Source organism: Chryseobacterium sp. TB1-D10 (genome assembly GCF_059803555.1).
Genome location: NZ_JAPFHB010000014.1, coordinates 35,980 through 60,981 on the forward strand (window position 1 = coordinate 35,980; position 25,002 = coordinate 60,981).

General features: G+C 38.9%; 21 protein-coding genes. 4 read left to right on the forward strand and 17 right to left on the reverse strand.

What is annotated here, in order from left to right; all coding sequences use genetic code 11:
* Nucleotides 1-62: 62 nt before the first annotated feature.
* The 14 genes from purH to OPU68_RS16640 all read right to left on the reverse strand — a co-directional run bounded on the left by purH (nt 63) and on the right by OPU68_RS16640 (nt 17,124).
* Nucleotides 63-1,580 carry a bifunctional phosphoribosylaminoimidazolecarboxamide formyltransferase/IMP cyclohydrolase gene (gene purH, locus OPU68_RS16575; protein WP_498475061.1) on the reverse strand — a complete coding sequence of 506 codons (1,518 nt, stop codon included), beginning with the start codon at nt 1,578-1,580 and terminating at the stop codon, nt 63-65.
* Between the two features lie 197 nt (nt 1,581-1,777).
* Nucleotides 1,778-2,341: a phosphoribosylglycinamide formyltransferase gene (gene purN / locus OPU68_RS16580; RefSeq protein WP_498475062.1), complete on the reverse strand. Its 564-nt coding sequence runs from the start codon at nt 2,339-2,341 to the stop codon at nt 1,778-1,780.
* A gap of 74 nt (nt 2,342-2,415) precedes the next feature.
* Complete coding sequence (gene purM / locus OPU68_RS16585; RefSeq protein WP_498475063.1) at nt 2,416-3,408, reverse strand: phosphoribosylformylglycinamidine cyclo-ligase; 993 nt, start codon at nt 3,406-3,408, stop codon at nt 2,416-2,418.
* A 283-nt stretch (nt 3,409-3,691) separates the two neighbouring features.
* Nucleotides 3,692-4,228: an NADPH-dependent FMN reductase gene (locus tag OPU68_RS16590; RefSeq protein WP_498475064.1), complete on the reverse strand. Its 537-nt coding sequence runs from the start codon at nt 4,226-4,228 to the stop codon at nt 3,692-3,694.
* 62 nt (nt 4,229-4,290) lie between these two features.
* Complete coding sequence (locus OPU68_RS16595; RefSeq protein WP_498475065.1) at nt 4,291-5,535, reverse strand: M20 family metallo-hydrolase; 1,245 nt, start codon at nt 5,533-5,535, stop codon at nt 4,291-4,293.
* Nucleotides 5,536-5,725: 190 nt separating this feature from the next.
* Nucleotides 5,726-6,994, reverse strand: a complete 1,269-nt coding sequence (preA, locus tag OPU68_RS16600; RefSeq protein ID WP_498475066.1) for an NAD-dependent dihydropyrimidine dehydrogenase subunit PreA — start codon at nt 6,992-6,994, stop codon at nt 5,726-5,728.
* A gap of 40 nt (nt 6,995-7,034) precedes the next feature.
* The gene (locus tag OPU68_RS16605; RefSeq protein WP_498475067.1) at nt 7,035-8,573 is read right to left on the reverse strand and encodes a T9SS type A sorting domain-containing protein; all 1,539 of its coding nucleotides are present in this window, start codon (nt 8,571-8,573) and stop codon (nt 7,035-7,037) included.
* A 12-nt stretch (nt 8,574-8,585) separates the two neighbouring features.
* Nucleotides 8,586-9,923, reverse strand: a complete 1,338-nt coding sequence (locus tag OPU68_RS16610; protein WP_498475068.1) for an NAD(P)-dependent oxidoreductase — start codon at nt 9,921-9,923, stop codon at nt 8,586-8,588.
* A 62-nt stretch (nt 9,924-9,985) separates the two neighbouring features.
* Nucleotides 9,986-10,846 (reverse strand): nitrilase-related carbon-nitrogen hydrolase, encoded by an 861-nt coding sequence (locus OPU68_RS16615; RefSeq protein ID WP_498475069.1) that lies wholly within the window; start codon nt 10,844-10,846, stop codon nt 9,986-9,988.
* A 31-nt stretch (nt 10,847-10,877) separates the two neighbouring features.
* Nucleotides 10,878-11,234, reverse strand: a complete 357-nt coding sequence (locus OPU68_RS16620) for a four helix bundle protein (RefSeq protein WP_498475070.1) — start codon at nt 11,232-11,234, stop codon at nt 10,878-10,880.
* Nucleotides 11,235-11,276: 42 nt separating this feature from the next.
* Nucleotides 11,277-12,656: a dihydropyrimidinase gene (gene hydA / locus OPU68_RS16625; protein WP_498475071.1), complete on the reverse strand. Its 1,380-nt coding sequence runs from the start codon at nt 12,654-12,656 to the stop codon at nt 11,277-11,279.
* Between the two features lie 29 nt (nt 12,657-12,685).
* A complete protein-coding gene (locus OPU68_RS16630) occupies nt 12,686-14,137 on the reverse strand; it encodes an NCS1 family nucleobase:cation symporter-1 (protein WP_498475072.1) in 1,452 nt (483 codons plus the stop codon).
* Nucleotides 14,138-14,151: 14 nt separating this feature from the next.
* Entirely contained in the window at nt 14,152-15,501 is a 1,350-nt protein-coding gene (locus OPU68_RS16635; RefSeq protein ID WP_498475073.1) for an aminotransferase class III-fold pyridoxal phosphate-dependent enzyme, read from the reverse strand.
* A 159-nt stretch (nt 15,502-15,660) separates the two neighbouring features.
* Entirely contained in the window at nt 15,661-17,124 is a 1,464-nt protein-coding gene (locus OPU68_RS16640; protein ID WP_498475074.1) for a CoA-acylating methylmalonate-semialdehyde dehydrogenase, read from the reverse strand.
* Between the two features lie 141 nt (nt 17,125-17,265).
* On the opposite strand from OPU68_RS16640, the gene OPU68_RS16645 reads away from it, so the two are divergent.
* The 3 genes from OPU68_RS16645 to OPU68_RS16655 all read left to right on the forward strand — a co-directional run bounded on the left by OPU68_RS16645 (nt 17,266) and on the right by OPU68_RS16655 (nt 20,723).
* Nucleotides 17,266-17,730: an Lrp/AsnC family transcriptional regulator gene (locus OPU68_RS16645; protein WP_498475075.1), complete on the forward strand. Its 465-nt coding sequence runs from the start codon at nt 17,266-17,268 to the stop codon at nt 17,728-17,730.
* Between the two features lie 125 nt (nt 17,731-17,855).
* Nucleotides 17,856-18,239: a hypothetical protein gene (locus tag OPU68_RS16650; RefSeq protein ID WP_498475076.1), complete on the forward strand. Its 384-nt coding sequence runs from the start codon at nt 17,856-17,858 to the stop codon at nt 18,237-18,239.
* A gap of 222 nt (nt 18,240-18,461) precedes the next feature.
* Complete coding sequence (locus tag OPU68_RS16655) at nt 18,462-20,723, forward strand: glycoside hydrolase family 3 C-terminal domain-containing protein (protein WP_498475077.1); 2,262 nt, start codon at nt 18,462-18,464, stop codon at nt 20,721-20,723.
* Between the two features lie 395 nt (nt 20,724-21,118).
* On the opposite strand, the gene OPU68_RS16660 is transcribed toward OPU68_RS16655, so the two are convergent.
* The 3 genes from OPU68_RS16660 to OPU68_RS16670 all read right to left on the reverse strand — a co-directional run bounded on the left by OPU68_RS16660 (nt 21,119) and on the right by OPU68_RS16670 (nt 24,431).
* A complete protein-coding gene (locus OPU68_RS16660; RefSeq protein WP_498475078.1) occupies nt 21,119-22,876 on the reverse strand; it encodes an endonuclease in 1,758 nt (585 codons plus the stop codon).
* 10 nt (nt 22,877-22,886) lie between these two features.
* Nucleotides 22,887-23,432: a tRNA methyl transferase PRC-barrel domain-containing protein gene (locus OPU68_RS16665; protein WP_498475079.1), complete on the reverse strand. Its 546-nt coding sequence runs from the start codon at nt 23,430-23,432 to the stop codon at nt 22,887-22,889.
* 450 nt (nt 23,433-23,882) lie between these two features.
* Nucleotides 23,883-24,431: a type 1 glutamine amidotransferase domain-containing protein gene (locus OPU68_RS16670; protein ID WP_498475080.1), complete on the reverse strand. Its 549-nt coding sequence runs from the start codon at nt 24,429-24,431 to the stop codon at nt 23,883-23,885.
* Nucleotides 24,432-24,602: 171 nt separating this feature from the next.
* Between OPU68_RS16670 and OPU68_RS16675 the strand changes: the two genes are divergently transcribed.
* A complete protein-coding gene (locus OPU68_RS16675; protein ID WP_498475098.1) occupies nt 24,603-24,956 on the forward strand; it encodes a hypothetical protein in 354 nt (117 codons plus the stop codon).
* Nucleotides 24,957-25,002 lie beyond the last annotated feature (46 nt).

The following is a 25,002-nucleotide window of genomic DNA, read 5'->3' on the forward strand; positions in this document are numbered from 1 at the left end:
AAATACCCCCGATTGAATATCAGTCGGGGGTTATTTTTTATGATTAAAATAAAAGCAATTTATCAATGCAGAAAATGTCTCATTCCCGTAAACAACATTGGGATTTGATGCTCATTCGCCGCTTCGATAGAATCATTATCTCTCATACTTCCACCTGGCTGAATAATCGCCTTAATACCTTCCTGAGCACAGAAATCCACCACATCGCGGAAAGGGAAAAACGCATCCGAAGCCAAAACCAACTCGCCATCGAATTTCTCTTTGGCTCTTTCAATCGCTTGTTGTGTTGCCCAAATCCTGTTCACTTGCCCTCCACCGATTCCGATGGCTTGAACACCATTTGAAACTACGATTGCGTTGGATTTTACATATTTCACCACTCTTTGAGAGAACAACAATGCTTTTCTTTGTTCGTCCGTTGGAGCGGTTTCTGTCACTAATTTTATATCTTCTGAGAATTGGTCGTCGGCGCTTTGAACCAACATCCCACCATCTATTTTCACCCAAGCTTGTTTGTCTGTCACTTGGTTTTTGATTTTGATGATTCTAAGGTTTTTCTTTTTTCTAAGGATTTCCAAAGCATCTTCGTCAAAGTCTGTTGCCATCACGATTTCGAGGAAAGTTTTGTTCAGTTCCTCAGCCGTTGCTGCATCTACTTTATAATTCATTCCGATGATGCCGCCGAAGATGGAAACCGGGTCGCATTCGAATGTTTTGGTATAAGTTTCCAAAGCTGAAGTTCCAACTGCAACACCACAAGGCGTTGAGTGTTTTACAGCGCAACAAGCCAATTCATCTTTGAACTCATTCACGACTTTCCAACACAAATCCATATCTCTCAGATTATTGAAAGACAATTCTTTGCCTCCCAAAATCTCAAAATCTTTCATCGCACCGTTTTCGAAAGTCGAAGTGTAATAAGCCGCCGATTGATGTGGATTTTCGCCATAACGCAAATCTGAAACCTTTTTGTAAGAAGCGTTCAGGTAAGTCGGATATTCTTCATCCAAAAGCATTCTGGAAATCGCGGCGTCATAAGCGGAAGTCAGATTGAATACCTTTCCAGCCAATTTCTTTCTGGTTTCGATGGTCGAATCACCATTTGCTGAAATTTCATTTTTGATGATTTCGTAGTCATTTACGTCTGTCAAAACCACAACCGAATTAAAATTCTTAGCCGCAGAACGCAACATAGAAGGTCCACCAATGTCGATGAATTCTACTTTTTCGTCAAGAGAAATTTCTTTGTTCACGTTCTCGAAAAACGGATAAAGATTCACGATGACCATATCAATCAGTCCGATTTCGTACTCCTGAACGGTTTTCATATGTTCCTCGTTGGAACGAACCGCCAGCAATCCGCCGTGAACTTTCGGGTGCAGTGTTTTCACTCTGCCGTCCAGCATTTCCGGGAAATCTGTCACTTCATCGATTTGAATTGGATTCAATCCGGCGTCTTTCAAATGTTTGAATGTTCCGCCGGTGGAAATCAATTCGTAGTTCTGTTCTTCCAGAAATCTTGCGAAATCCACCAAACCGCTTTTATCAGATACGCTGATAAGTGCTCTCTTTTTGTTCATACCTTCTCTTTCAAATTTTACTTTTTACAGTTTTATCCAAACTGTGATTTACCGGTTCTTTCACCTCCGGATTTACTTTTTATTTTACTTAGATTTTATATTTACCTTATTAAAGTCAGTTTTAATTAAAATTTATAAATATTTATATAATAAATACTTAAAGTAATTTAATTAATTTTTACTTTAACCAATTAATATCATTTATTCAAAACCAAATCAATGGCTTTTGGAAAAATATCGTACTCTACAAGATGGACTTTTTCAGCTATTTTTTCGACGGTGTCAGTTTCATCAATTTCAAATTTCTCTTGCAGAATCACTTCGCCTTCATCAATTCCTGAGGTTACATAATGAACACTTGCTCCACTTTCTTTTTCACCAGCTTCTATGACTGCATTATGAACGTGATGTCCCCACATTCCCTTTCCACCAAATTTTGGAAGTAATGCTGGATGAATATTAATAATCTTCCCTTCCCATTTCTCACAGAATTCCGGTTTCAAGATGGATAGAAAACCCGCTAAAACAATCAAATCTGTATTCTCAGGAATGGCCTGTTCGAGATTTTCGGCAAAGTCTTTTCCACGTCTGATCAATTCATTCGGGATTTGATGTTTCTGTGCTCTTTCCAATCCGTAGCATTCTCTGTCAGCAATGACCTGGATGATTCTTGCATTCCGGATTTCTCCGTTGTCAATACAGTCGATAATCCTTTGAAGATTGGTTCCTGAACCTGAAATTAAGATGGTGATGTTTTTCATTTTTTGTAAAATGTAAAAAGTATTAATGTATTAATGATTCTTTAAAATCGTAAATACTTTTTACGTGAATACATTTATACAATTAAATTGATTTTCTCACTACCTTCCGTGATTTCTCCAACTACATAAGCGTCTTCCAGAAGGTCAAGGATTTTATCAACGTGATTTTCGTCGGTTACTAGAACCATTCCAACGCCCATATTGAAAGTTCCGAACATCTCTTCTCTTGCGATATTGCCACGTTTCTCCAATTCCAGCATTACAGTTGGAATTTGGATTTTTGAAGCATCGATTGTTGCGCAAAGTCCTTCCGGGATAATTCTTGGTACATTCTCGTACAATCCACCTCCTGTAATGTGTGCGATACCGTAAAGCGGTGCTTCTTCCAACACTTTGTGAATGTCCTGATAATACAATCTTGTAGGCACCAAAAGTGTTTCATACAAAGGTTTTCCTTCAAATTGCTCTTCGAAATCCGGAAATATTTTTCTTACCAATGAAAATCCATTGGAATGAAATCCTGAACTTGGAATGACAATGATTTTGTTTCCTGTTCTGATTTTGGAACCGTCGATAATTTGGTCTTTTTCTACGATTCCGACACAGAAACCTGCCACATCATAATCTCCTGGCTGATACATTCCCGGCATCTCGGCAGTTTCGCCGCCAATCAATGCGCAGTTGTTGTCTTTACAGGCTTTTACCATTCCGAGAACAATCTCAGCTGCAATCTCAGAATCGAGTTTTCCGCAAGCTAGATAATCAAGAAAAAACAATGGTTTTGCACCGTGGCAAAGAATGTCGTTCGCACACATTGCGAAACAGTCGATCCCGATGGAAGCATATTGTTTTGTGTCCAAAGCTATTTTCAGCTTGGTTCCAACACCATCCGTGCCTGAAACCAAAACCGGATTTTTGTAACCAGCAATTTCATAGAAAGCACCAAAGCTTCCAAGATTGTTGAGAACATTTTTGTTATGGGTTTCGGCAACGGCAGATTTGATTTTATCTACGGTTTTGTAGCCTTCTTCCTTATCGACTCCTGCGGATTTATAGGTATTGCTCATTTTTAGATTTTAAATTCTCATTCATCAACTCTTTCAGGTTTTTGAGGCCTGAAAGAATATCAGAATTTACTGGATTTATTTCAAACTTACTTCTTCAGATTTTTTAAATAAAAAAGCCGACAATCTTTTAGATTATCGGCCGTTATTTTAGTCCACAAGTTCGGAGGTGTTTTTGTAATTCTCTTGGCAAGAATTAGGATATTTCTCAAAATGAACTTGTTGAATTTTCATTGTCCTTATTTGATGACAAAGTTACGCATTCTTAACATAACATTCCAAAATCTTATCCAAAAAAGTTTTTAACAATAGATAATTTCTCCTCAAACTCAGTCTTTTTCTCCTCATTTACAATACCTGTTTCAAGATCGAAAGTTTCTTTGAATTTCGGTAAAATAAAGCTTTGCAGAATGTTTGCGCCGCTGAAAGGTGCTCTCGCTTCGAAAGCTGCCACCACATTTTTTCCGCCACCAGGCCCTGGCGCTGTTGCTAAAAGAAAAACTGGTTTTTCACCAAAGTGCTTACGATCTTTGATTCTTGATATCCAATCAAAAACGTTTTTGAAGGCTGTTGTGTAGGTGCTGTTATATTCTGCAAGAGAGATGATCAGCAAATCAGAAACATCTATTTTTTCAGCAAATCTCAAAGCTAAAGTCGGGATGCCGTCGTGCTTTTCTCTGTCTACACTGAAGATGGGCATTTCGTAATCGTTCAAATCAAGAACTTCTACTTCTGCTCCGTCAAATTGTTTTGCTGCGTATTCAGCGAATGTTTTATTAATTGATTCTCTGGAATTGCTTCCAGCAAAGGCTAATATTTTCATTGTTTAAATTTAAAGTAGCAAATGTATTGACTTTAAAATTCAAATGAATTGATGTAGGATAGTTATTTTTTGATTTCTAATAAATCTAAAATCGTCCCATACAGGACTTCTGCCCCGATTGCCAAATCTTCCGGAGACGAATATTCCAAAGGATTGTGACTGATTCCGTCTTTACAACGCACGAAAATCATCCCGTAATCGCAGGCATAGGAAATCGCCATTGCATCGTGAAAAGGACCGCTCATAATTTCAGGTGTATCTCTCAAACCTGTTTTTTCGCAATTTTCTCGGATAATATTTTTTATCCAATCTGCGCAATATCGAGGTTCTGATTTCCAGTCTTCTGAAATTTCATAAGTTAATCCGTGTTTTTTGGAAACCTCATCTATCTTCTCTAGCAATTGTTTTTCGTAGCGGCTTCTTCTTTCCAGATCGATATCTCTCAAATCGAGTGTGAACTCTACTTCTTCAGGAATGATATTTCTGGAAGCGGGAAAAACTTTGATTGTGCCGCAAGTTCCAACGGTTGGATTTCCCGGAACCTGATTCGCAATTTCATTCAAAGCTACAATGATTTCAGCAGCTCCGACTAATGCATCTTTTCGCATTGGCATAGGAACGGAACCTGCGTGACCAGCCATTCCTTTCAATTTCACTGTCAGCCAAATTGGTCCGGAAATCCCGGAAACTACAGCAATTGGTTTTTCCTGAATATCCAAAACAGGACCTTGCTCGATGTGAAGTTCGAGATAGCAATAAATGCTACCTTCTTTATATTCCGATTCTTTGAATTTTGTAATATCGCAACCGAAATCTTTGAGAGCCTGTTCTCTTGTGACTCCGTTTGCATCTGCTCTTTGGAGTTCGCCTTCTTCCAGTTTTCCTAAAATTCCTCGAGAACCGAATAAACCTTTATTAAAACGCCAGCCTTCTTCATCTGCAAAAGAAATAATTTCTAAGGTTCGCTCCGGTTTTATTCCATTTTCCTGCATTGTGATTGCAGCTTCTATTGCGCAAAGAACGCCTGCAACGCCATCATATCTTCCGCCGTAAGGTTGAGAATCCAGATGTGAACCAACCATCAAAACCGGTAAATCAGGATTTTTCCCTTCTAATCTTCCGATGAGATTCCCGAAGTTGTCGATTCGGGTTGTCATTCCGGCTTGTTTCATCCAGGAAGAAGCGAGCTCGAAAGCTTTTTTCTCATCTGGAGAATGCGCTGGTCTGTTGGTCCCGGTTTTGCCAATCTTTCCGATTTTGCTCATTTCTGAGAAGGAATTTTCGAGACGTGAGGAGTTGATGTTCATTTTTTAATTAAAGGATTAAATGATTAAAAAAATTAGAGATTACTAACGTTCATAATAGTTCTACTTTCTACAAATTTTCATTTTAGGATGAATCCGCGCCCCGACCTGAGTGGAGCTCATTTTTTTGTGGCTGGAAAAGCTTGGCAAAAAATAGCGGGAACGGAGGGCGGAAATAGGCGCCCAAATATTTCTAATGATTATTCAATGGTAATCTCTGTTCCTGAAACTGAACCCAGTTGAGATATTCCGGGGCAACACGATGTTCTACCATTGTTATGCAGTCATCAACCGGACAAACGAGTTTGCAAAGGTTGCAGCCCACACATTCGGGTTCGTTTATCGTGTAATCGTTGTAAGGCATACCATCTGTTTTGAAAATCGCTTGGTGAGAAGTATCTTCGCAGGCAATGTGACATAAACCGCAATGAATACACTTGTCTTGGTCGATATTGGCAACGATGTGGAAATTGAGGTCGAGTTTTTCCCATTCTGTCATTGTCGGGACAGATTTTCCAATAAAATCAGTAATTTTTTCAAAGCCTTTTTCGTCCATCCAATTGCTGAGACCTTCATTCAGATCTTCTACAATCCGGAAACCATATTTCATCGCAGCGGTGCAAACCTGAACGGAAGTCGAACCAAGCAACATAAATTCCACTGCATCCTGCCAAGTGGAAACGCCGCCAATACCCGAAATAGGAACTTTATTGGTCACTGAATCCTGAGAAATGGTTGTCAGCATTTTTAGCGCAATCGGTTTTACAGCTGGTCCGCAATAACCACCAAAAACGGACTTGCCACCGACATTTGGGTTCGGAACAAAGCTGTCCAAATCTATTCCTGTAACGGACTGAATGGTATTAATAAGTGATAATGCATTAGTCCCTGCATTTACAGCGGCTCGTCCTGTCGGAACTACTGAATGAACATTGGGCGTGAGCTTTGTAATTACGGGAAGAGTTGCGACTTCCATCACCCATTCTACAATTCTGCCTGCAATTTCCGGGTCTTGTCCGACTGCAGCTCCCATTCCTCGTTCTGTCATTCCGTGCGGACATCCGAAATTGAGTTCGAAACCGTGCGCTCCGGTTTGTTCGCAACGTTTTACCATTTCGTGCCAGGCTTCCCTCCTATTATCAGCCATTAATGAAATAATCATTGCCCTGTCAGGGAATTCTTTTACCACTTCCACGATTTCCTTTAAATTAATATCTAAAGGTCTGTCGGAAATCAATTCGATATTATTGAAACCTGCAACACGCTGGCCATTGAAATTGATTGCGGAATATCTGGAAGAAACGTTCTTTACCTGAGAACCCAAAGTTTTCCACACAACACCACCCCAGCCTGCTTCGAAAGCACGCATTACATTTATTTTTTTATCCGTTGGTGGCGCTGAAGCCAGCCAGAAAGGATTTGGAGATTTTATACCTAAAAAATTACAAGAAATATTTGCCATAATTTTTTTTATTTTAAATTGAATTTTGGTTATTGATTACTTAGTCTTTTATTATTTTTTCTGTGTAAATTTTGCCATTTTTAAATTGTATTTTCAACAGATAAATTCCTTTTAAAAGACTTGCAACAGACATATTTTTATTATCAGAAATCTTGATTAATTTACCATCTGTAGTATATAACTGTAATGAAATAATAGTTTCTGTGGTTTGAATATTAAATTTATCTCTAACAGGATTTTCTACGAGAATTTTATTGTTGTAATTTTCAACTGTACTTAGTTTATCTGAATCTAATTTCACGACCCAATAATCATAATTTCCGTGGTTTCCAGTAGCATCACCATCGTTCGAATAAGAACCTCCCGCAAAAACATAGCCTCCGTCTGCTGTTTCCAGAATAGAAGAAATATTATCATATTTGCTTCCTCCAAAAGATTTTTGCCATAGAAGATTACCATTGTCACCTAATTTAACAATCCAACCATCATAGCTCCCATAATTTTGCGTTAGGTCACCGTTATTGGAATTAGAAAATCCGGCTATGACATAATCTCCATCTGAGGTGCATATGACGGATCCGATTTCTTCATAAGCATTTCCTCCGATAGATTTTTGCCATTGAATTACACCATTACTTGTTAGCTTCACAATACATGCATCAAAATCTCCATGATTACCACTTACGTCCCCATCGTTAGAATTAGAGTATCCTGCTATGATAAAGCCTCCATCTGTTGTCTGCTGAACAGAATACGCATCTTCATATTCACTTCCTCCAATAGATTTTTGCCATTCAATATTGCCATTGCCAGCTAGTTTTACGGCCCAAATGTCAAAATCACCATGATTTCCGGTGACATTACCATTATTAGAAATTGATTGTCCTACTGCAATATAACCTCCGTCAGAAGTTGTTTTAATAGAACTAACGAAATCATCATCACTTCCACCTAACATTTTTTGCCACTCTATGATTCCTGTTGTACTTAGTTTTATAATCCAAAAGTCACCTTTACCATGATTTCCGCTAACATCACCATCGTTAGAATTTGAAAATCCGGCAATAATATAGCCGCCGTCTGATGTTTGTTGAATAGAATTAGCAGAATCACTTCCACTTCCTCCGATAGATTTTTTCCACTGAATATTACCTGTAGAACCTAATTTAACTATCCAAGCATCATCACTTCCTTTATTTCCATCAACGTCACCATTTTTAGAATAAGAATTTCCCGCTGTTATAAAACCGCCGTCAGATGTTTGCTGAATAGAATTAATAAAATCGTAATTGCTTCCTCCATAAGATTTTTGCCATTGTATAGAGCCGTTATTATTTAATTTCACAATCCAGTAATCTCCATAACCGTGATTACCTGTAACATCACCATTGTTGGAATTTGATTGTCCTGCAACAATATAGCCTCCGTCTAAGGTTTTTTCAATACAAAAAGCATCGTCAAACTCTGTCCCGCCGAAGGATTTTTTCCATTGAATAATGGGAGCCTGAGCAAAAATCAACTGAAATAAAAATGTTGTACAAAAAATAGAAAGCGTTTTAATTTTGTTAATCTTACTCATTTAGTGTTTTTATTAATTTAAAATATATTCTAAAATGGAACGTGCGGCTAATTTGCCATCCTGAGCTGCATTGACGACTTCTTTACCGCCATTGATGCAATCGCCGCCGGCAAATACGCCATTCCAGTTGGTTTTATATTGTGAATTAACAGAGACTTTTCCGTATTTGTTTTCTAGTTTGCTGGATGTTATCAAATCTTCGAAAGGCGTTTGTCCGGCTGCTTTGATAATCATATCGCAATCGATGGTGAAAGTTTCGCCCGTGTCAACAGGACTTCTTCTTCCTGAAGTATCGGCTTCGCCCAATCTCATTCTGCTGCAAACCAAAGATTTTACGTTTCCGTTTTCAGAGATAATTTCTTTTGGTGCTGCAAGATATTCCAGATTGCAGCCATCTAATTTTGCAATATCCAGTTCTACATCTGTACAAGGTTTTTCTTTTTCTGTTCGTCTGTAAACGATTGTAACGTCTTTTGCACCCAATCTTTTCGCTTGAGTTGCAGCGTCAATTGCTGTCATTCCCAAACCGATAACTGCTACTTTTTCTCCAACCGGAATCGTCGAAAAATCATTGGTTCTAAGATTATAGATGTAAGAAATGGCATCTTCTACTCCAGAGGAATTCTCGCCATTGATATCCAATTGTCTCGCAACACCAACACCGATTCCCAGAAAAACCGCATCGAAGTTTTTCTGCAAATCCTTCAGTTCGAAATTTTTTCCTAATTCCTGATTATATCTGATATCAATTCCGCCAATGGAAATAATATACTGCACTTCTTCTTCGCAAAACTCCGGTGTAACTTTATAAGCTGCAATACCATAAGTCATCAATCCGCCACCTTTTCCTTCTTTCTCAAAAATGGTAACATCCACGCCTTCTTTCGCAAGATAAAATGCACAGGCTAATCCTGCAGGACCAGCTCCTACAACGGCAACTTTTCTCCCTAAAGATGGTTTTCTTTCAAACAGCTGCCAATTGTTGTACATCGCTTTTTCTGTAGAATATCTTTGCAAACGGGCAATCTGAATCGGTTCCTCGTGAAGCAAATTATAGACACAAGAACCTTCGCAAAGTTTCTCAACAGGGCAAACTTTGGAACAGCTGGCTCCCATAATGTTATCCGTAAAAATAGTATGAGCAGAACCTTTTACATTGTCTGTGGCAATCTGTTTTATAAATTTTGGAATGTTGATATGCGTAGGACACATCTTTGTGCAAGGCGCGTCATAACACATAATGCAACGGTTGGCTTCTATTATCGCACCGTCTTTATTCTCAAAAGGTGGATGGATATCTGTGAAATTATGTTGATATTGTTCTAAAGTCAAACGATTATTTTCTATCATAAGTTTAGTTGTTAGTTGATAGTCATTATTATATTTTAAAATATTATTGATTGATGATTGCTTTAAAGCTTGGTCAAATCATCGTAGGTTTCCGGTCGTCTGTCTCTATAAAACTGCCATTTGGAAGGGACCTGGTCTATTAAATCCAAATCGAATTCTGCAATGAGTAGTTCATCGTTATCTTCTGAAGCGCAGGCGAAAATTTCACCCAAAGGATTTACGAAATAAGATGTTCCGTAGAATTTGCCAAGATTCCAGGGTTTTTCGATGCCAACACGATTGATACATCCCATAAAATATCCGTTGGCAACGGCGTGAGAAGGCTGTTCCAATTTCCATAGATATTGAGATTGTCCAACTGTAGTTGCGGACGGATTATAAACTATCTCAGCACCGTTGATTCCTAAAGCTCTTGCACCTTCCGGAAAATGACGGTCGTAACAGATGTAAACACCAATTTTCGCATATTTAGTCTGAAAAACGGGATAACCTAGATTTCCTGGTTTGAAAAAATATTTTTCACAAAAACCGCCTGTTTGAGGAATGTGGTTTTTGCGGTACTTCCCAAGATATTCTCCGTCTGCATCGATAACAGCAGCAGTGTTATATAGAATTCCCACACCATCTTTCTCATAAATCGGAACTATGATGACCATTTGGTATTTTTTGGCATATTCCGACATCAAATCTGTAGTCGGACCCGGAACAGATTCAGCAGATTCATACCATTTGGAATCCTGACCGGGACAAAAATATGGTGTATTGAAAATCTCCTGAAAACAAAGAATCTGAACACCTTTTTCGCCAGCTTCATCTATAAAAGGCAAATGTTTTTCCAACATCGCCCGCTTTATTTCGTCAATTGTTCCTTCGCCTTCTGTTTTGGCTAGAGACATTTGAATTAATCCTGATTTTATTTTCATTTAATTTCAAATTAATAATTATGAATTACGATTATAATTGCGACTTTATGGTCAATTGAATTTTTCCAATTATTCTACATATTGTTTCCGCATCGATTATCAGATTTTCAAAATATTCTTTTGTAATAAAATCTGTTGCAAATAATAACTTCAACCAATAAACCGTTTCCCTAGCTTCTTTGTAGGCAATAGAAAGTTTTGATAAAAAATCTGCTTTACTTTGTCCACCAATTGCCTCCTCTACATTTGCCCCAATTGAAGTTCCACTCCTTAAAATTTGTTTTGATAGAACAAATTCTTTCTTTTCTATTTTTAAAAATTTGTACAAATTCACAATCTTAATTGCAAACTCAAAGCTTTTCTGTTGAATAACGTTATCAGTTTTCATCTCAAAAAGAATGTAATTCGTAATTTTTAATTTTTAATTGATTCAAATCTTGTCTAATACTTTATTTCGCTTAATAAATTGTCCGTAACCTTTTTCTACAAGACATTCATTATTGTCAATGGCGACTTTCCCACGAAGCACAACCGTTTTTACTTTTCCTGTAACTTCCCAACCCTCATAGCCGCTATAATCCACATTCATATGGTGGGTCTTGGCTGAAAGCGTATGTTTTTCATTTGGGTCAAAAATGACCAAATCTGCATCTGAACCAATAGAAATTGTTCCCTTTTTCGGGTACATTCCGAAAATTTTTGCAGGATTTGTACAAGCTACTTCAACGAATTTGCTTAATGTAATTCTTCCTTTATTAACGCCTTCGGAATAGAGCAATTCCATTCGGTTTTCTACAGCTGGATGTCCATTGGGGATTTTGGAGAAATCATCAATTCCCATTAATTTCTGTTCCCAGAAAAACGGACAATGGTCTGTTGCAACTACATTTACCAACCCTTGATTGATTCCTGCCCAAAGCGTTTCCTGATCTTTCTTTTCCCGCAATGGTGGTGACATCACCCATTTTGCACCTTCAAAATCCTGCTCATACAAACTTGCATCAAGAATCAAATACTGAATACAGGTTTCCACAAAAACGTGCTGATTTCTTTTGGTTGCATTTCGGACTGCATTCAAAGCGCCTTCGCAAGTAAGGTGAACAATATAGCCGGGACAACCTGTAAAATTCGTCATATCCACAAAACGTTCACTGGCTTCAGCTTCCGTAACTTCCGGTTGGGATAAATAATGGTAAATCGGAGCTCTGTTTCCTTCATTCCTGTTTTTCTGAACCAGATAATCTATCATATCGCCGTTGGTGGCGTGAACATTGATGAGTCCGCCTTGCTCTTTAACTTCTTCCATCAAACCAATCATTTGTCTGTCATCCACCATCAATGCACCTTTATAAGCCATAAATGTTTTGAAAGATGTGATACCTTCTTCTATAATTTCCTTGATTTCGGGTTTTGTATTTTCATTAAAATCGGTCACCGCCATATGAAAACTATAATCTCCAACAGCATTTCCATCGCTTCTGCCTTTCCATTCATCTAAAGCATTTCGTAAGGATTTTCCTTGAGTCTGAAGGATAAAATCAATAACCATCGTTGTTCCGCCAAACAATGCGGCGCGCGTTCCTGTTTCGTAGGAATCGCTGGAAAATGTTCCCATAAAAGGCATATCGAGATGAACGTGCGGGTCGATTCCGCCAGGGAAAATCAGTTTTCCGGAAGCATCAATGGTCTTATCTGCTTCATATTTCAGATTCTTTCCGATTGCAGAAATGGTTTCGCCTTCGATAAAAATATCGCCGATGAAATTCTCTGAAGCTGTAACGATGTTTCCGTTTTTGATTAAAATGCTCATATGTTGAATTACAAATTAAAAATTATTAATTACGATTTTTTGTTCTTCATTAAAATGAAATAAACCAAAGCGCTGATAAAAAATCCTACAAACCAGCCGTAATGGTAAAGATTGGTCAGCCAATCTGGAACTGCGGCCGTAGAAATCGCTTTTATGGTAACCAGAAAGCCTGGAATATTTGGTAAAATACCGAGCAACAATGCAATGATGGCTTTCAAATTATATCCATTTTTGTAGAAATAACTTTTCCCTTGTTGATAAAGGTCTTCTACAATTAATTCTTTTTTTCTGATGAAATAATAATCCGCAATCATAATTCCGCCAATCGGTCCAAGCAAGCTGGAATAGCCAACCAGCCAGGTAAAAATATAGCCTGATGGGTCTGCAATCAATTTCCAAGGACAAATTAAAATACCAATAATTCCGGTAATGTAACCGCCAGTTCTGAAGCTTATTTTCTGAGGATTAAGGTTTGCAAAATCGTTGGCAGGACTTACGATATTTGCAGCAATGTTGGTTGCTAATGTAGAAATGGCAATGGCCAACATCGCAATTGTTACCAATATTTTATTTTCAAATTTACCAGCGAGAATCACCGGGTCCCAAATAGTTGTTCCGTAAATAATGACCGTTGCAGAAGTTACTACCACACCAATGAAAGAAAAAACCGCCATCGAAGGGGGTAAGCCAATCATTTGTCCATTAATCTGTGCTTTTTGAGACGTCGCATATCTTGTAAAATCGGGAATATTAAGTGATAAAGTTGCCCAGAATCCGACCATTCCCGTCAAAGCAGGAAAAAAGAAAGTCCAGAATTCGGAAATGTTTTGAAACTTTGATGGCTGATTAAGGATTTCGCCTAAACCTTGTGTGGAATATATCGCCCAAAACAACAAAGCAAAAGCCGCAACAGGCAAAAACACCGCTTTGAAAACCAATAATTTACGAATACTTTCAACACCAAAATAAACCACAACCATATTGATTAACAGGAAAATCAAAAAGCAAATCAGTTCCAAAACCGGTGGAAAAAATCCAACCACTGCAGGCTCAGAAAGCGAAGGGATCCAAACTCTCAAAATCTGATAAAGCGAAACACCGCCAATCCAGGTCTGAATCCCGAACCAGCCGCAAGCGACAATCGCTCTTAATAACGCAGGGATATTTGCACCCGTTGTTCCAAAACTTGCTCTTGCAAACACAGGAAACGGAATACCATATTTAGTTCCGGCGTGACCGTTGAGAATCATTGGAATCAGAACGATAAGATTTCCTAAAAAGATTGTCAAAACCGATTGCCACCAGTTCATCCCGCCTTCTATCAGGGAACTGGCCAGCATATAAGTCGGAATACACATCGACATACTAATCCATAAAGACGCATAGTTCCAGGTTCCCCAAGTTCTTTTGCTTACGGGAATCGGTGCTAAATCTTCGTTATAAAGATTTGGATTTTCTGTTGATGTATTTATTTCGGACATTTTTTGTTTTTAAATTAATAAGTCGCTTCATCTGCAATCTTAAGCGCTTCGGAAATAATAGCAAGACCTTCTTCTACTTCTTCTTTGGTAATAATCAATGGTGGCGCAATGAAAATATAACCCCATCTTACGAAAGTGTACATTCCCAGTTCTTTGATTTTTGCAGCTACTTTATTCATCACCGCCATTTCATCAGGTTTTGCATTGAAAGGCGCCATTGGTTCTTTGGTTTCTCGATTTTTAACCAATTCAAGACAACCAAGCAATCCCGTATTTCTGAACTCTCCGATAGATGGATGAATTGCTTTCATCTCTTCAATTCTGCCTTCGATGTATTTTCCCATTTCGGCAGCCCTTTGTATCAGATTGTCTTCTTCATAGATTTTCAAAACTTCCAAAGCGGCAGCGCAGGAAACAGCGTGAGCTGAATATGTGAGACCCAGCGGAAGAACCGCATCATCATATTTGCTGGCGATTTTCTCAGAAATCATTACACAGCCTAACGGTAAATAGCCACAGGTAAGACCTTTCGCCATTACAATCATATCAGGAACGATATCGTGATTCTGGAATCCGAACCATTTGCCCGTTCTTCCGAAACCTGACATTACTTCATCCATTATTAATAAAATACCGTGCTTGTCACAGATTTCTCTTACTTTTTTCAGATAGCCTTTTGGATACTGCAAACAACCGGAAGTTCCGGATTCACCCTCGAGGAGGATAGCTGCGATAGTGTTTGGTCCTTCATATTCAATTTGTCTTTCTAATGAAGCAATTGAGTCTTTGAGAAGATTTTCTTCGCCATATTCGTATCGGTAAGCATAAGGCAAATCAAAATGAATAAAATTAGGCGCTTGCTGCCCATCTACAGGGATTTTTCTTGGGTCGCCACCCGCTGAGATTGCGCCAATGGTTGCACCGTGATAGGATTGATATCTTGTGAAAATCTTGTGACGACCTGTGTAAAGTCTTGCCAGCTTAATCGCATTCTCATTAGAAGTCGCGCCACAGACTGTGAAGAATGCACGATTCAAATCTCCGGGACAGATCTCCGCTAATTTCTTTCCCAAATCTCCACGAACTTTGGAAACACAGCTTGGCGAAATAAATGCCACTTCCTGCATCTGTTTAACAACCGCTGCTGTTACACGCTGGTCGCCATAACCGATGTTGGAATTCATTAAACCGGAAGAAAAATCAATGACTTTTTGCCCGCTGTAATCGTATAAGTAAACACCTTCTGCTCTTTCTATGGCAAAAGGGTCAATGCCTTTTTGTTTGGACCAGGACATTATCGTGTAGTTCAGACTGTTATCTACGACTTCTTGTCTGCTGATTTTATTTGTGACTGTTTCTGACATTTTTGTAGTTTTAAATTTCTAAAAAGGTTGAATCTCCGCAGCCCGACTTGAGCGGAAATCCTTTTTTGCGTGGTCTTCGGGTTCAACTAAACTGAAACTTTCTGCAAAAAAGATTGGGAGCGGAAGGCGGATTAAGCTGCCCAAATTATTTTTCAAATTCTAACTCATCCAGTTGATGCCCGCTTCGGGATTCCATTTCGTGGTCATTTTTTTGAGTTTTGTCCAGAATTCTATGGAACTTTTTCCGGTAATATCGCCGACTCCAAATCTCGATTCATTCCAACCTCCGAACGAGAAAGGCTCTCTCGGAACGGGAACGCCGATGTTGACACCAATCATTCCGGCCGAAGCGTGCTCCATAACATATCTTGCCAAACCGCCACTCTGCGTGAAAACGGATGCGGCGTTGCCGTAAGGATTTGCATTTTCTATTTTGATAGCATCTTCAAGAGTTCTACTTCTGATAATGGAAACCACTGGTCCGAAAATCTCTTCCGTAGCCACGGACATCTCCGGTGTTACAAAATCTATAACCGTTGGGCCGACATAATAGCCATTTTCTTTGCCTTCTACCTTATAATTCCGACCGTCCAAAAGGATTTTAGCACCATCTTTTTCGGCTTGGGAAATATAATTTTCAATTCTTTCTTTAGCTGCTTTGGAAATAACAGAACCTAAATTTTTTCCCGGAATTACAGTCTTAGCTTCCGCTACTATTTTATCAATAATATGGTCGGTCTGTCCCACCGCAAGCATCGCAGACGCAGCCATACAACGTTGTCCGGCACAACCTGACATCGAAGCTGTAACATTAGCTGCGGTCATATCCGGATTAGCGTCCGGTAAAACCAACAAGTGATTTTTTGCACCACCAAGCGCAAGGCATCTTTTAAGATTAGAAGTTGAGCGTTGATAAACAATCTTCGCCACTTTCGTAGAACCTACAAACGAAACGGCTTCGATATCGGGATGGTCGCAAATAGCTTCTACGATTTCTTTTTCACCGTGAACGATATTGAAAACACCATCAGGAAGTCCGGCTTGTTTAAGAAGTTCAGCAATTTTCATGGCGCTGAGCGGAACCAATTCTGAGGTTTTAAGAATCATTGTATTCCCAAGAACAAGCGCATTCGGAATCGTCCAATTCGGAACCATAGACGGAAAATTGAACGGAACAATAGAAGCGACAACGCCTAAAGCAACTTTCTCTGTTCTGCATTCTACTCCGCTGCTGACTTCAAGAATTTCGCCCTGTGTCAATTGTGGAAGTGACGTTGCAAATTCGGTGAGTTCTATGCTTTTTTCTATTTCTGCTCTCGACTCGCCAAGGGTTTTTCCGTTTTCTTCCTGAATCAGTTCAGAGAGTTCAAGTATATTTTGTTCCAGTAAGGTTTTGTATCTGAAAAAGACTTGTACTCTATCTTTAATCGGCGTCTTTGACCAGGTTTTGAAAGCTTCCTTTGCTGCGGCAACTGCATTATCCAAATCTTCTTTTGAAGAAACAGCAACTTTCGCAATCACTTCGCCTGTCAATGGTGATTCTACGTCCAACCAGCGGTCTGTAATTGTATCGACTAAGGCTCCATTAATATAATTTTTAACTTTTCCGTACTTATTTGACATTTTTATTATTTATTTAATAATGTTTTTAATAAAAGCTAAGCTAATAAATAATTTTTAAATAATGCAATATTGACTTTAATTTATAATAATTCTAAGAAAATTTGCAGAAATTTAATAGTTTTGTGTAAAATTTATTTTTAAATGGAAAACAAACTGGACGATTTGGATTACCTGATTTTGAAAGAACTTCAGAAAGATGGGCGTGCTTCTTTTACGGAGATTGCGGATAAACTCAAGGTTTCTATAAGTAATGTGAGAACAAGGATAACCAAATTGATTGAAGAAAAGACCATACAGATTGTCGGGAGAATCAATCCGCAGAATGTCGGCTTCAACGCTTACGCCAATATTGCCGTATCTGTGCGTCCTGCTAATTTGATTCCTGATGTTATCGAAACTTTGATGAAAATGCCGGAAGTCAGTTTCCTTGCGAATACGGCCGGGGAATTCGATATAGAAGTCGATATTATGAGTAAGAATAATGAACAGCTTCATCAATTGGTCAATCAGAAAATTGCGAAAATAGAAGGCGTATTCCAGACCAAAACTACACTTTATATGAAAGTTCATAAATATGCGCAGCCCGACCTTGATCTTGTAAAATAGAAAATGACACTGATTTCCATTTATTAAAATCAATTTATCATCAAAATAGAATTATGGTCTTAAAATTGATAATGAAAATTCAAACAAACTTCATTATTGATTCACAATTCTAAATCTGCATTGCTATGATATTCGACAAAAATTTTCTAAAACCAACTAGTGAGAACTCGTACCATGTTTACCAGGAAGAGTCTGGAAACGCAGATTTCGTCAATCCTTATAATGACAGTCCTTACCTGATCAGTTCTCTTCAGAAATTACGAAGCAAAGTTATTTGCAAGAAAAAAAGAAAAGCTATTGATGAATGTCTGGATAATTACAGAGATGATACGGTTGAGAATCCTGAGATTAATGTGTTCAAAAGTGTAGATGATATGAATACGACCGCATCATTTTCAGACTATGCCAGATCTTCTTATCAAAAAGTACTTAAAGACCTAGAAAACATCCAGAAACTGATTGATAAACTGGACGTTAACGATCCCGACACAATCAGAATCATACAATAAGCAGGATTTAATTTGAACTTCAAATCGATACTACTATATATTTAAGACCTGAATTATTCGGGTCTTTTTTTATGGTTTTGGATGAATTAAATATGAACAAATCATACTTTTGTAAAATCAAAAAACACTGTAAAGTTTTGATTTAATTCAAATATCTTTATTTTCTCATAGTGGGATAATAAAGATTTTATTACATTTGTCAACAACCACTAAATATATTTTATGTTAAAGAAAATTGTATTTCTTAGTCTTATAACACTTTCATATACGGCTTCCACAGCCCAAACCAAAACAATTCCGGTTTATCTTGATGAATCAAAACCTGTTGAACAACGGGTAAAAGATGCACTTTCCAGAATGACTCTGGAGGAAAAAGTGGCCATGCTGCACGCACAGTCCAAGTTCAGTTCTTCCGGTGTTCCAAGACTGGGAATCCCTGAATTCTGGACAACAGACGGCCCTCACGGCGTACGTGCTGAAGTGAAATGGGACGAATGGGATCAGGCCGGCTGGACAAATGACTCCATCATCGCCTACCCCGCTTTGACCGCTTTATCCGCAACCTGGAACAAGAAAATGTCCTGGAATTACGGAAAAGCACTTGGAGAAGAAGCGAGATACAGAAAAAAAAATATTCTTCTTGGGCCAGGTGTTAATATCTACAGAACACCGCTTAATGGAAGAAACTTCGAATATATGGGAGAAGATCCTTTCCTGACTTCCAAAATGGTAGTGCCTTACATTCAGGGTGTTCAGTCTAATGGTGTTGCGACTTCGGTAAAACATTATGCTTTGAACAATCAGGAAATGTTCCGACATAGCAGTAATGTAAAAGTAGATGACAGAGCATTATACGAACTTTACCTTCCACCATTCAAAGCAGCTGTTACAGAAGGCGATTCCTGGACAATTATGGGTGCATATGATATGTACAAAGGACAATACGCCAGCCAGAATCAATATCTTTTGAATGACATCCTGAAAGGTGAATGGAACTACAAAGGTGTTGTGGTTTCCGATTGGGGTGCAGTGAATAACACAGAGCAGGCCATCAAAAACGGACTGGATCTGGAATTCGGAAGCTGGACCAACGGACTTTCTGCCGGAACTAAAAATGCTTATGACAATTATTATCTGGCTCAGCCTTATCTTAATTTGATTAAATCAGGAAAAGTAAGCACCAAAGAACTGGACGACAAAGTTACAAGACTTCTGAATCTGGCTTACAAAACCACAATGAACAAGAACAAGCCTTTCGGAAACGTGGCTTCTGAAGATCATAAAGCGGTTGCAAAACAAGTGGGTGAAGAAGGCATTGTTCTTTTAAAAAATCAGAACAATGTTTTACCTATTGATCTTAACAAAGTTAAAACCATCGCAGTCATTGGTGAAAATGCCATCAAAATGATGACTGTCGGCGGTGGTTCTTCTTCTCTTAAAGCGAAATACGAAACTTTACCTTTAGACGGTATCAAATCACGTTTCGGAAAACAAGCTGAAGTGAAATATGCCAGAGGTTATGTCGGTGATCCGGGCGGCGAATACAACGGCGTGAAATCCGGACAAGACCTGAAAGACGACCGTCCTGCAGATGTCATTCTAAATGAAGCGGTTGAATTAGCTAAAAAATCCGACTTCGTCATCTTCGTTGGCGGACTGAACAAAGCGGATCATCAGGATGCAGAAGGCGTTGACAGAACAAGCTACGGTTTGCCTTACGATCAGGACAAAGTCATTGCAACATTGGCAAAAGCGAATAAGAATTTCGCTGTTGTTCTGGTTTCGGGTAATGCAGTGGCCATGCCTTGGATCAAAGATGTTCCTGCAATCGTAGAATCCTGGTATTTGGGTTCTGAAGCCGGAAATTCATTAGCAGCAATTTTAGCAGGCGATGCGAATCCTTCCGGAAAATTGCCATTTACTTTTCCTGTGAAATTGGAAGATAATTCTGCACATCAGTTGGGTGAATATCCTGGAAACAAAGAAGAACTGGCGGCCGGAAAAGGTGCAGATCAGAAAAATCCGATCAACATTACTTATAATGAAGGAATCTTCGTAGGTTACCGTTGGCACGATACGAAGAATATCAAACCGCTTTTCAGTTTCGGACATGGGTTGAGCTATACAACTTTTGAGTTTGGAAAAGCAAAAGCAGATAAGACGACAATTGGTCAGGATGATAAAATTACTTTTACATTTACAGTGAAAAACACTGGTAAAAAAGCTGGTGCAGAAGTAGTTCAGCTTTATATTTCTGATTTGAAATCCTCTCTTCCAAGACCAACAAAAGAACTGAAAGGATTTGAAAAAGTGTTCCTGAATCCTGGTGAAGAAAAAGAAGTAAGCATTACGGTTGACAAAGCCGCTTTAAGCTTCTTCGATGCTGATAAGCACGCTTGGGTTGCTGAATCCGGGGATTTTGAAGCGCTGATTGGAAATTCTTCTGATAACATCAAAACTAAAGTGAAGTTTACTTTGAAGTAAATTCATTATTTTAATTATAATACCAGATCGCAAAAGCCTGAGAATTTCTCAGGCTTTTGTATTTTTGTCTGCCAATTATTCCTATAGGTTTCACCTACAGCTACTGATATTGAACCCTTCGTGTTAATTATAATACATTTATTATACTGATCTGCAGCCCGGCTTATCTCAGTTTTATATTTTCTTTATTTGAATCGATGAACCATTTCGTTAGGTTTGAGCGGAAATCCTTTTTGCTGAGGGAAAAGTTACGGCAAAAAGATTGACTTCGTCGAACCACTTCGTTAGGTTTGGGAGCGGAAGACGCATAAAACTGCCCAAAATATTTTAACAAACAAAAACCCGAAAGACGAATCTCCCGGGTTTTTATTATTTAAAATAGTGCTCGTCAAAAACTACTCAACAATAATTTTAGAAGACTGGTTTTTAGTTTTCACCACGTAAACACCTTTTGGTAATTTATGAAGGTTCACTTTTCCTTTGTCCTCAACTTTATCGATGGTTTGAACCAATTGTCCGTTCAGACTGTAGATCTTCACTGTTTCGTTTTTATCGATGCCGCTGATGTAAAACTGGTTGTTTTTCACAGGGTTTGGATAGATGGACAGTTTCTGATTTTTTGCACTGCTGTCTTCTGTTGCCAGTTTCGAATAGCAAGTCCAGGAAAGATTATCAAACGATACACGGTTGCTTGTGGTATCATCCACCAATTCTATTACGATGTTTCCTGAAACATTAATGTCATTAATTGTAACAGTTGCAGCTGTTTTAGAGTAAGGAATCTGTCCTTTCGCAACGCCGTTGACTTTCAAAGTATAGTTACCTGATGCATCTGAAAAAGGAAGATAAGTTTTAACTGTCAAAGAACCGATTCCACCGGAAATAGTAGAAGATTTCAGGCTTCCTTTTCTGATACAGATCGCTTTGTTGCTGTCTCCGTCTATATAAACCTGCTTATCAGTTCTTGCATTGGTAGCAGTCCAGGTAATCCCTTTGTTGATCCATTCTTTTGCTGAATAGGTAGAAGTGACATCCGTTATAGTTTCGAAGTTTTCTATACCACAGCTTGGTTCTTCTTCCCCAGGATTTCCAGGGCCAGGTGTTGTCACTAATATTGCAGCACTGTCTCCGGATCTGTTACCTGCAGCATCTTTTGCAACTACATAGAAGCTATATTGGGTACTGCTGGTAAGTCCTGTCACCGTTCCGCTATTTGCAGAAACAGACGTTTTAAGGATATTGTCTACATAAATGTCATAACCAGCTACACCAATGTTATCCGTAGATGCAGTCCAGCTAAGAGATACTGTGTTTGCAGTAGCACCTGTTGAAACAAGATTAAGTGGCGTAGACGGTGCTTCTGTATCAGCAGTAGTTCCACCGTTGAAGGTATCAGGCCAGGTATTTTGTGCCGATGGTCCGCCCCAGATTACTGTTGCCAGGTATGGGTTATCGATAAAAGGATTTCTGTTTTTCTGAATCCCTGCAACCACATTATTTCTTTGTCTTTCGAAATCTGAAACAGGATCTTCAATATTCCATTTTAGAAGGATATCCGGGAAGTCAGAAGAGTAAGTCGCAGGATTCATCGTGATATTTAGCGGAAGACATCTGGAGTTGTATCTCACGTACATATACATCAGGATTCTGGCGACGTCGCCTTTCCACTCAGCACCTGGATACCATCCGCCACGGCTTGTTTTGTAAGCGGTTGCACCTGTTCCGTCATCAAAGAGAAGACTTCCTCTGGTACTGTTCAGCGTATTATCTGCCGGACGTAGGTGGTGACCGTCTGATCCCGGACCGGATTCGCCAAGGTTAGGCGTTCCTTTGGATTTTGCATAGACGTGCTCACGGTTCCACTGTCCTGTGTAAGGACGGCTTCTTTGGTGCGTTCCGGAACTTTGAGAACCGTAGATCAACAACATGTTGGATGGGTTTTCCGGATCTGCATCACTTGTTTTGAAAAGAGATGCCAACCCTGCAGAATAAGAAATAGTCTGCGTGTGGGTCGTTGTAATAAGTGTTGCAAGGTCATTTTTCAGTTCGTTCTTTGTTTTGCTGAAGTTGATCCCGGAATAGTATGCCGGTGCCGACTGTGCAAAAGACACAAACGAAATTAGACTTGCTAAAAATGAAAATTTTAATTTCATGCGATATGATTTAATTAATTTTAATAGTTGCTGTAGAATGATCATCAAAATAGATCTCCAATGGATGATCCTGAATGGCAATTGAAACCGGTGCCTCAAATTCCAGATACAGAACGCTATCAAAGAGATAAAGCGTTGCGATCATATCAATATCTGTTACCGAAGAATGAATGCTGACTTCCTTTCCTGATTCAGATTCATCATGATTGAGATTAAGGTTCTGCAATTGAATTTGATTCTCGGAGAATGACAAAACGCTGGTCCAAAGCCCTGGATGTTTCTCACCCTCTCCTACGAATAGCTGATGAGTTGCTTCATTAATGCCGATCACATAAAGTGGTGCATTTTTCCCGCCTACGTTGATGCCTTTCCGCTGACCGAGTTTGAAATGCTCAACACCCGGATGTTCGCCTACCAGGAAACCATCAAAAAGACCGTAGTTTCTTTTGGACACAGTACGCAGCAGTTCATCCTTTTTGGAAGAAAACACAACTTCATCTGCTTTATAAATTACAGAGGATGATGGTATTTCGACGATTTGACCTTTTGTGATCACAGATAATTGATTATTTATTATTTTCTTTTCCGAAATAGTCTATTATTTTTAACTAATAAACAATGGGGGCGCTAAAGTAACTAATTTAATTGATATGAGGAGTGCATTACAAAAAGTTTAACAATTTGATATTGAATAAGCATTTCCAATTCACATCATTTATCATTTAGTAAATATTCATTAATACTAATTTATTGATTTTGTCATGCTGAGGCTCTCGAAGCACAACTGTCCTTCTGAAACTCTCGAAGCACAACTGTCATTCTGAAACTCTCGAAGCACAACTGTCATGCTGAGGCTCTCGAAGCATCTCACTTAAGATGACTTCAACTACATTGATACACCGAGAATATCCACATAGCCGTCATACCAAGTCTCTCAAAGCACAACCCACAATAAAAAAAGACCCGGGCAAAAGCCCGGGTCTCAATATCATAAATTTGGAAACGTCTAAAGATTCTGATCCTCGTGTTTCCCTTCGTTGATCTCCTCTACCATCTTGGCATTGAAGGCCGGAAGATCTTCAGGCGTACGGCTGGTAACCAGTCCGTTGTCTACTACCACTTCACTGTCCTCCCAGATGGCGCCAGCATTTTTAAGATCAATGCTGACCGATTTTACCGAGGTCATCTTTCTGCCATTTACCGCTTCTGCACTGATGAGGATCTGCGGACCGTGACAGATGGCTGCCACAGGTTTATGCTGCGTGAAGAAATCCTGCACAAAAGACAACGCTGCCCCATTGGTTCGCAATTGATCCGGATTGATAACGCCGCCAGGCAATACCAGGGCATCGTAGTCAGAAGCTGACACCTCATCCAGGGTTTTATCGACATCATATTCCTTTCCCCAGTCCTTTTCTGCCCAGGCTTTTATAGTTCCTGTTTTTGGGCTGACGATGTGTGCTGTCCAGCCTTGTTGTTCCAGATGTTCTTTTGGAGAACTCAATTCACTTTCTTCAAATCCGTCGGTTGCGAGTATTGCAATTTTTTTTGACATAATTTTTTATTTTTGGTTGTATGCCATCAACTAAGAAAATATAATGCCGAGCGGGGTTTCGGAAATTATAAAGTTTGTTAAAGCGGGAAATAATTATGAATTATAAATTATGAGTGATGAATTTTTAGATCCGGAGATTGTTTAAATTTGCAGCTTGTTAAAAACAGAAGTATGACAGTATATGATTTGGTGGGAACTTATGCAGTGGAAGGCAGCAATCAGGAAGAGAGCGGGCATTCTTATCACTGCATATTGACTTTAAGCCTTGACGAAAACAACCGCATCATTGCCCGATGGACGATTGGCGATCATATCCAGAATGGAACCGGCTTTTTTAAGGATCAGATTCTGGTGATCAATTTTAATTATGAAGGTGAGGATCAGGAGATCTACAAGGGCGTTGCTGTTTATCGCTGTATTAATAAGGATACTTTGGATGGGTTTTGGTCGGAGAAGTATGGGAATCCCTTGTATTTAGGTAGTGAATCTTGTGTCCGAATTATTACATCATCTTTTTTAAATTAGTTAGTTGTTGTTAATAGCAAATTAAATTACAATTTCTAATAAGTTA

Coding starts and splice junctions, on each gene's coding strand:
- purH (WP_498475061.1), bottom strand. CDS start 1,580: ATGAACAAAAAGAGAGCACTTATCAGCGTATCTGATAAAAGCGGTTTG.
- purN (WP_498475062.1), bottom strand. CDS start 2,341: ATGAAAAACATCACCATCTTAATTTCAGGTTCAGGAACCAATCTTCAA.
- purM (WP_498475063.1), bottom strand. CDS start 3,408: ATGAGCAATACCTATAAATCCGCAGGAGTCGATAAGGAAGAAGGCTAC.
- OPU68_RS16590 (WP_498475064.1), bottom strand. CDS start 4,228: ATGAAAATATTAGCCTTTGCTGGAAGCAATTCCAGAGAATCAATTAAT.
- OPU68_RS16595 (WP_498475065.1), bottom strand. CDS start 5,535: ATGAACATCAACTCCTCACGTCTCGAAAATTCCTTCTCAGAAATGAGC.
- preA (WP_498475066.1), bottom strand. CDS start 6,994: ATGGCAAATATTTCTTGTAATTTTTTAGGTATAAAATCTCCAAATCCT.
- OPU68_RS16605 (WP_498475067.1), bottom strand. CDS start 8,573: ATGAGTAAGATTAACAAAATTAAAACGCTTTCTATTTTTTGTACAACA.
- OPU68_RS16610 (WP_498475068.1), bottom strand. CDS start 9,923: ATGATAGAAAATAATCGTTTGACTTTAGAACAATATCAACATAATTTC.
- OPU68_RS16615 (WP_498475069.1), bottom strand. CDS start 10,846: ATGAAAATAAAATCAGGATTAATTCAAATGTCTCTAGCCAAAACAGAA.
- OPU68_RS16620 (WP_498475070.1), bottom strand. CDS start 11,234: ATGAAAACTGATAACGTTATTCAACAGAAAAGCTTTGAGTTTGCAATT.
- hydA (WP_498475071.1), bottom strand. CDS start 12,656: ATGAGCATTTTAATCAAAAACGGAAACATCGTTACAGCTTCAGAGAAT.
- OPU68_RS16630 (WP_498475072.1), bottom strand. CDS start 14,137: ATGTCCGAAATAAATACATCAACAGAAAATCCAAATCTTTATAACGAA.
- OPU68_RS16635 (WP_498475073.1), bottom strand. CDS start 15,501: ATGTCAGAAACAGTCACAAATAAAATCAGCAGACAAGAAGTCGTAGAT.
- OPU68_RS16640 (WP_498475074.1), bottom strand. CDS start 17,124: ATGTCAAATAAGTACGGAAAAGTTAAAAATTATATTAATGGAGCCTTA.
- OPU68_RS16645 (WP_498475075.1), top strand. CDS start 17,266: ATGGAAAACAAACTGGACGATTTGGATTACCTGATTTTGAAAGAACTT.
- OPU68_RS16650 (WP_498475076.1), top strand. CDS start 17,856: ATGATATTCGACAAAAATTTTCTAAAACCAACTAGTGAGAACTCGTAC.
- OPU68_RS16655 (WP_498475077.1), top strand. CDS start 18,462: ATGTTAAAGAAAATTGTATTTCTTAGTCTTATAACACTTTCATATACG.
- OPU68_RS16660 (WP_498475078.1), bottom strand. CDS start 22,876: ATGAAATTAAAATTTTCATTTTTAGCAAGTCTAATTTCGTTTGTGTCT.
- OPU68_RS16670 (WP_498475080.1), bottom strand. CDS start 24,431: ATGTCAAAAAAAATTGCAATACTCGCAACCGACGGATTTGAAGAAAGT.
- OPU68_RS16675 (WP_498475098.1), top strand. CDS start 24,603: ATGACAGTATATGATTTGGTGGGAACTTATGCAGTGGAAGGCAGCAAT.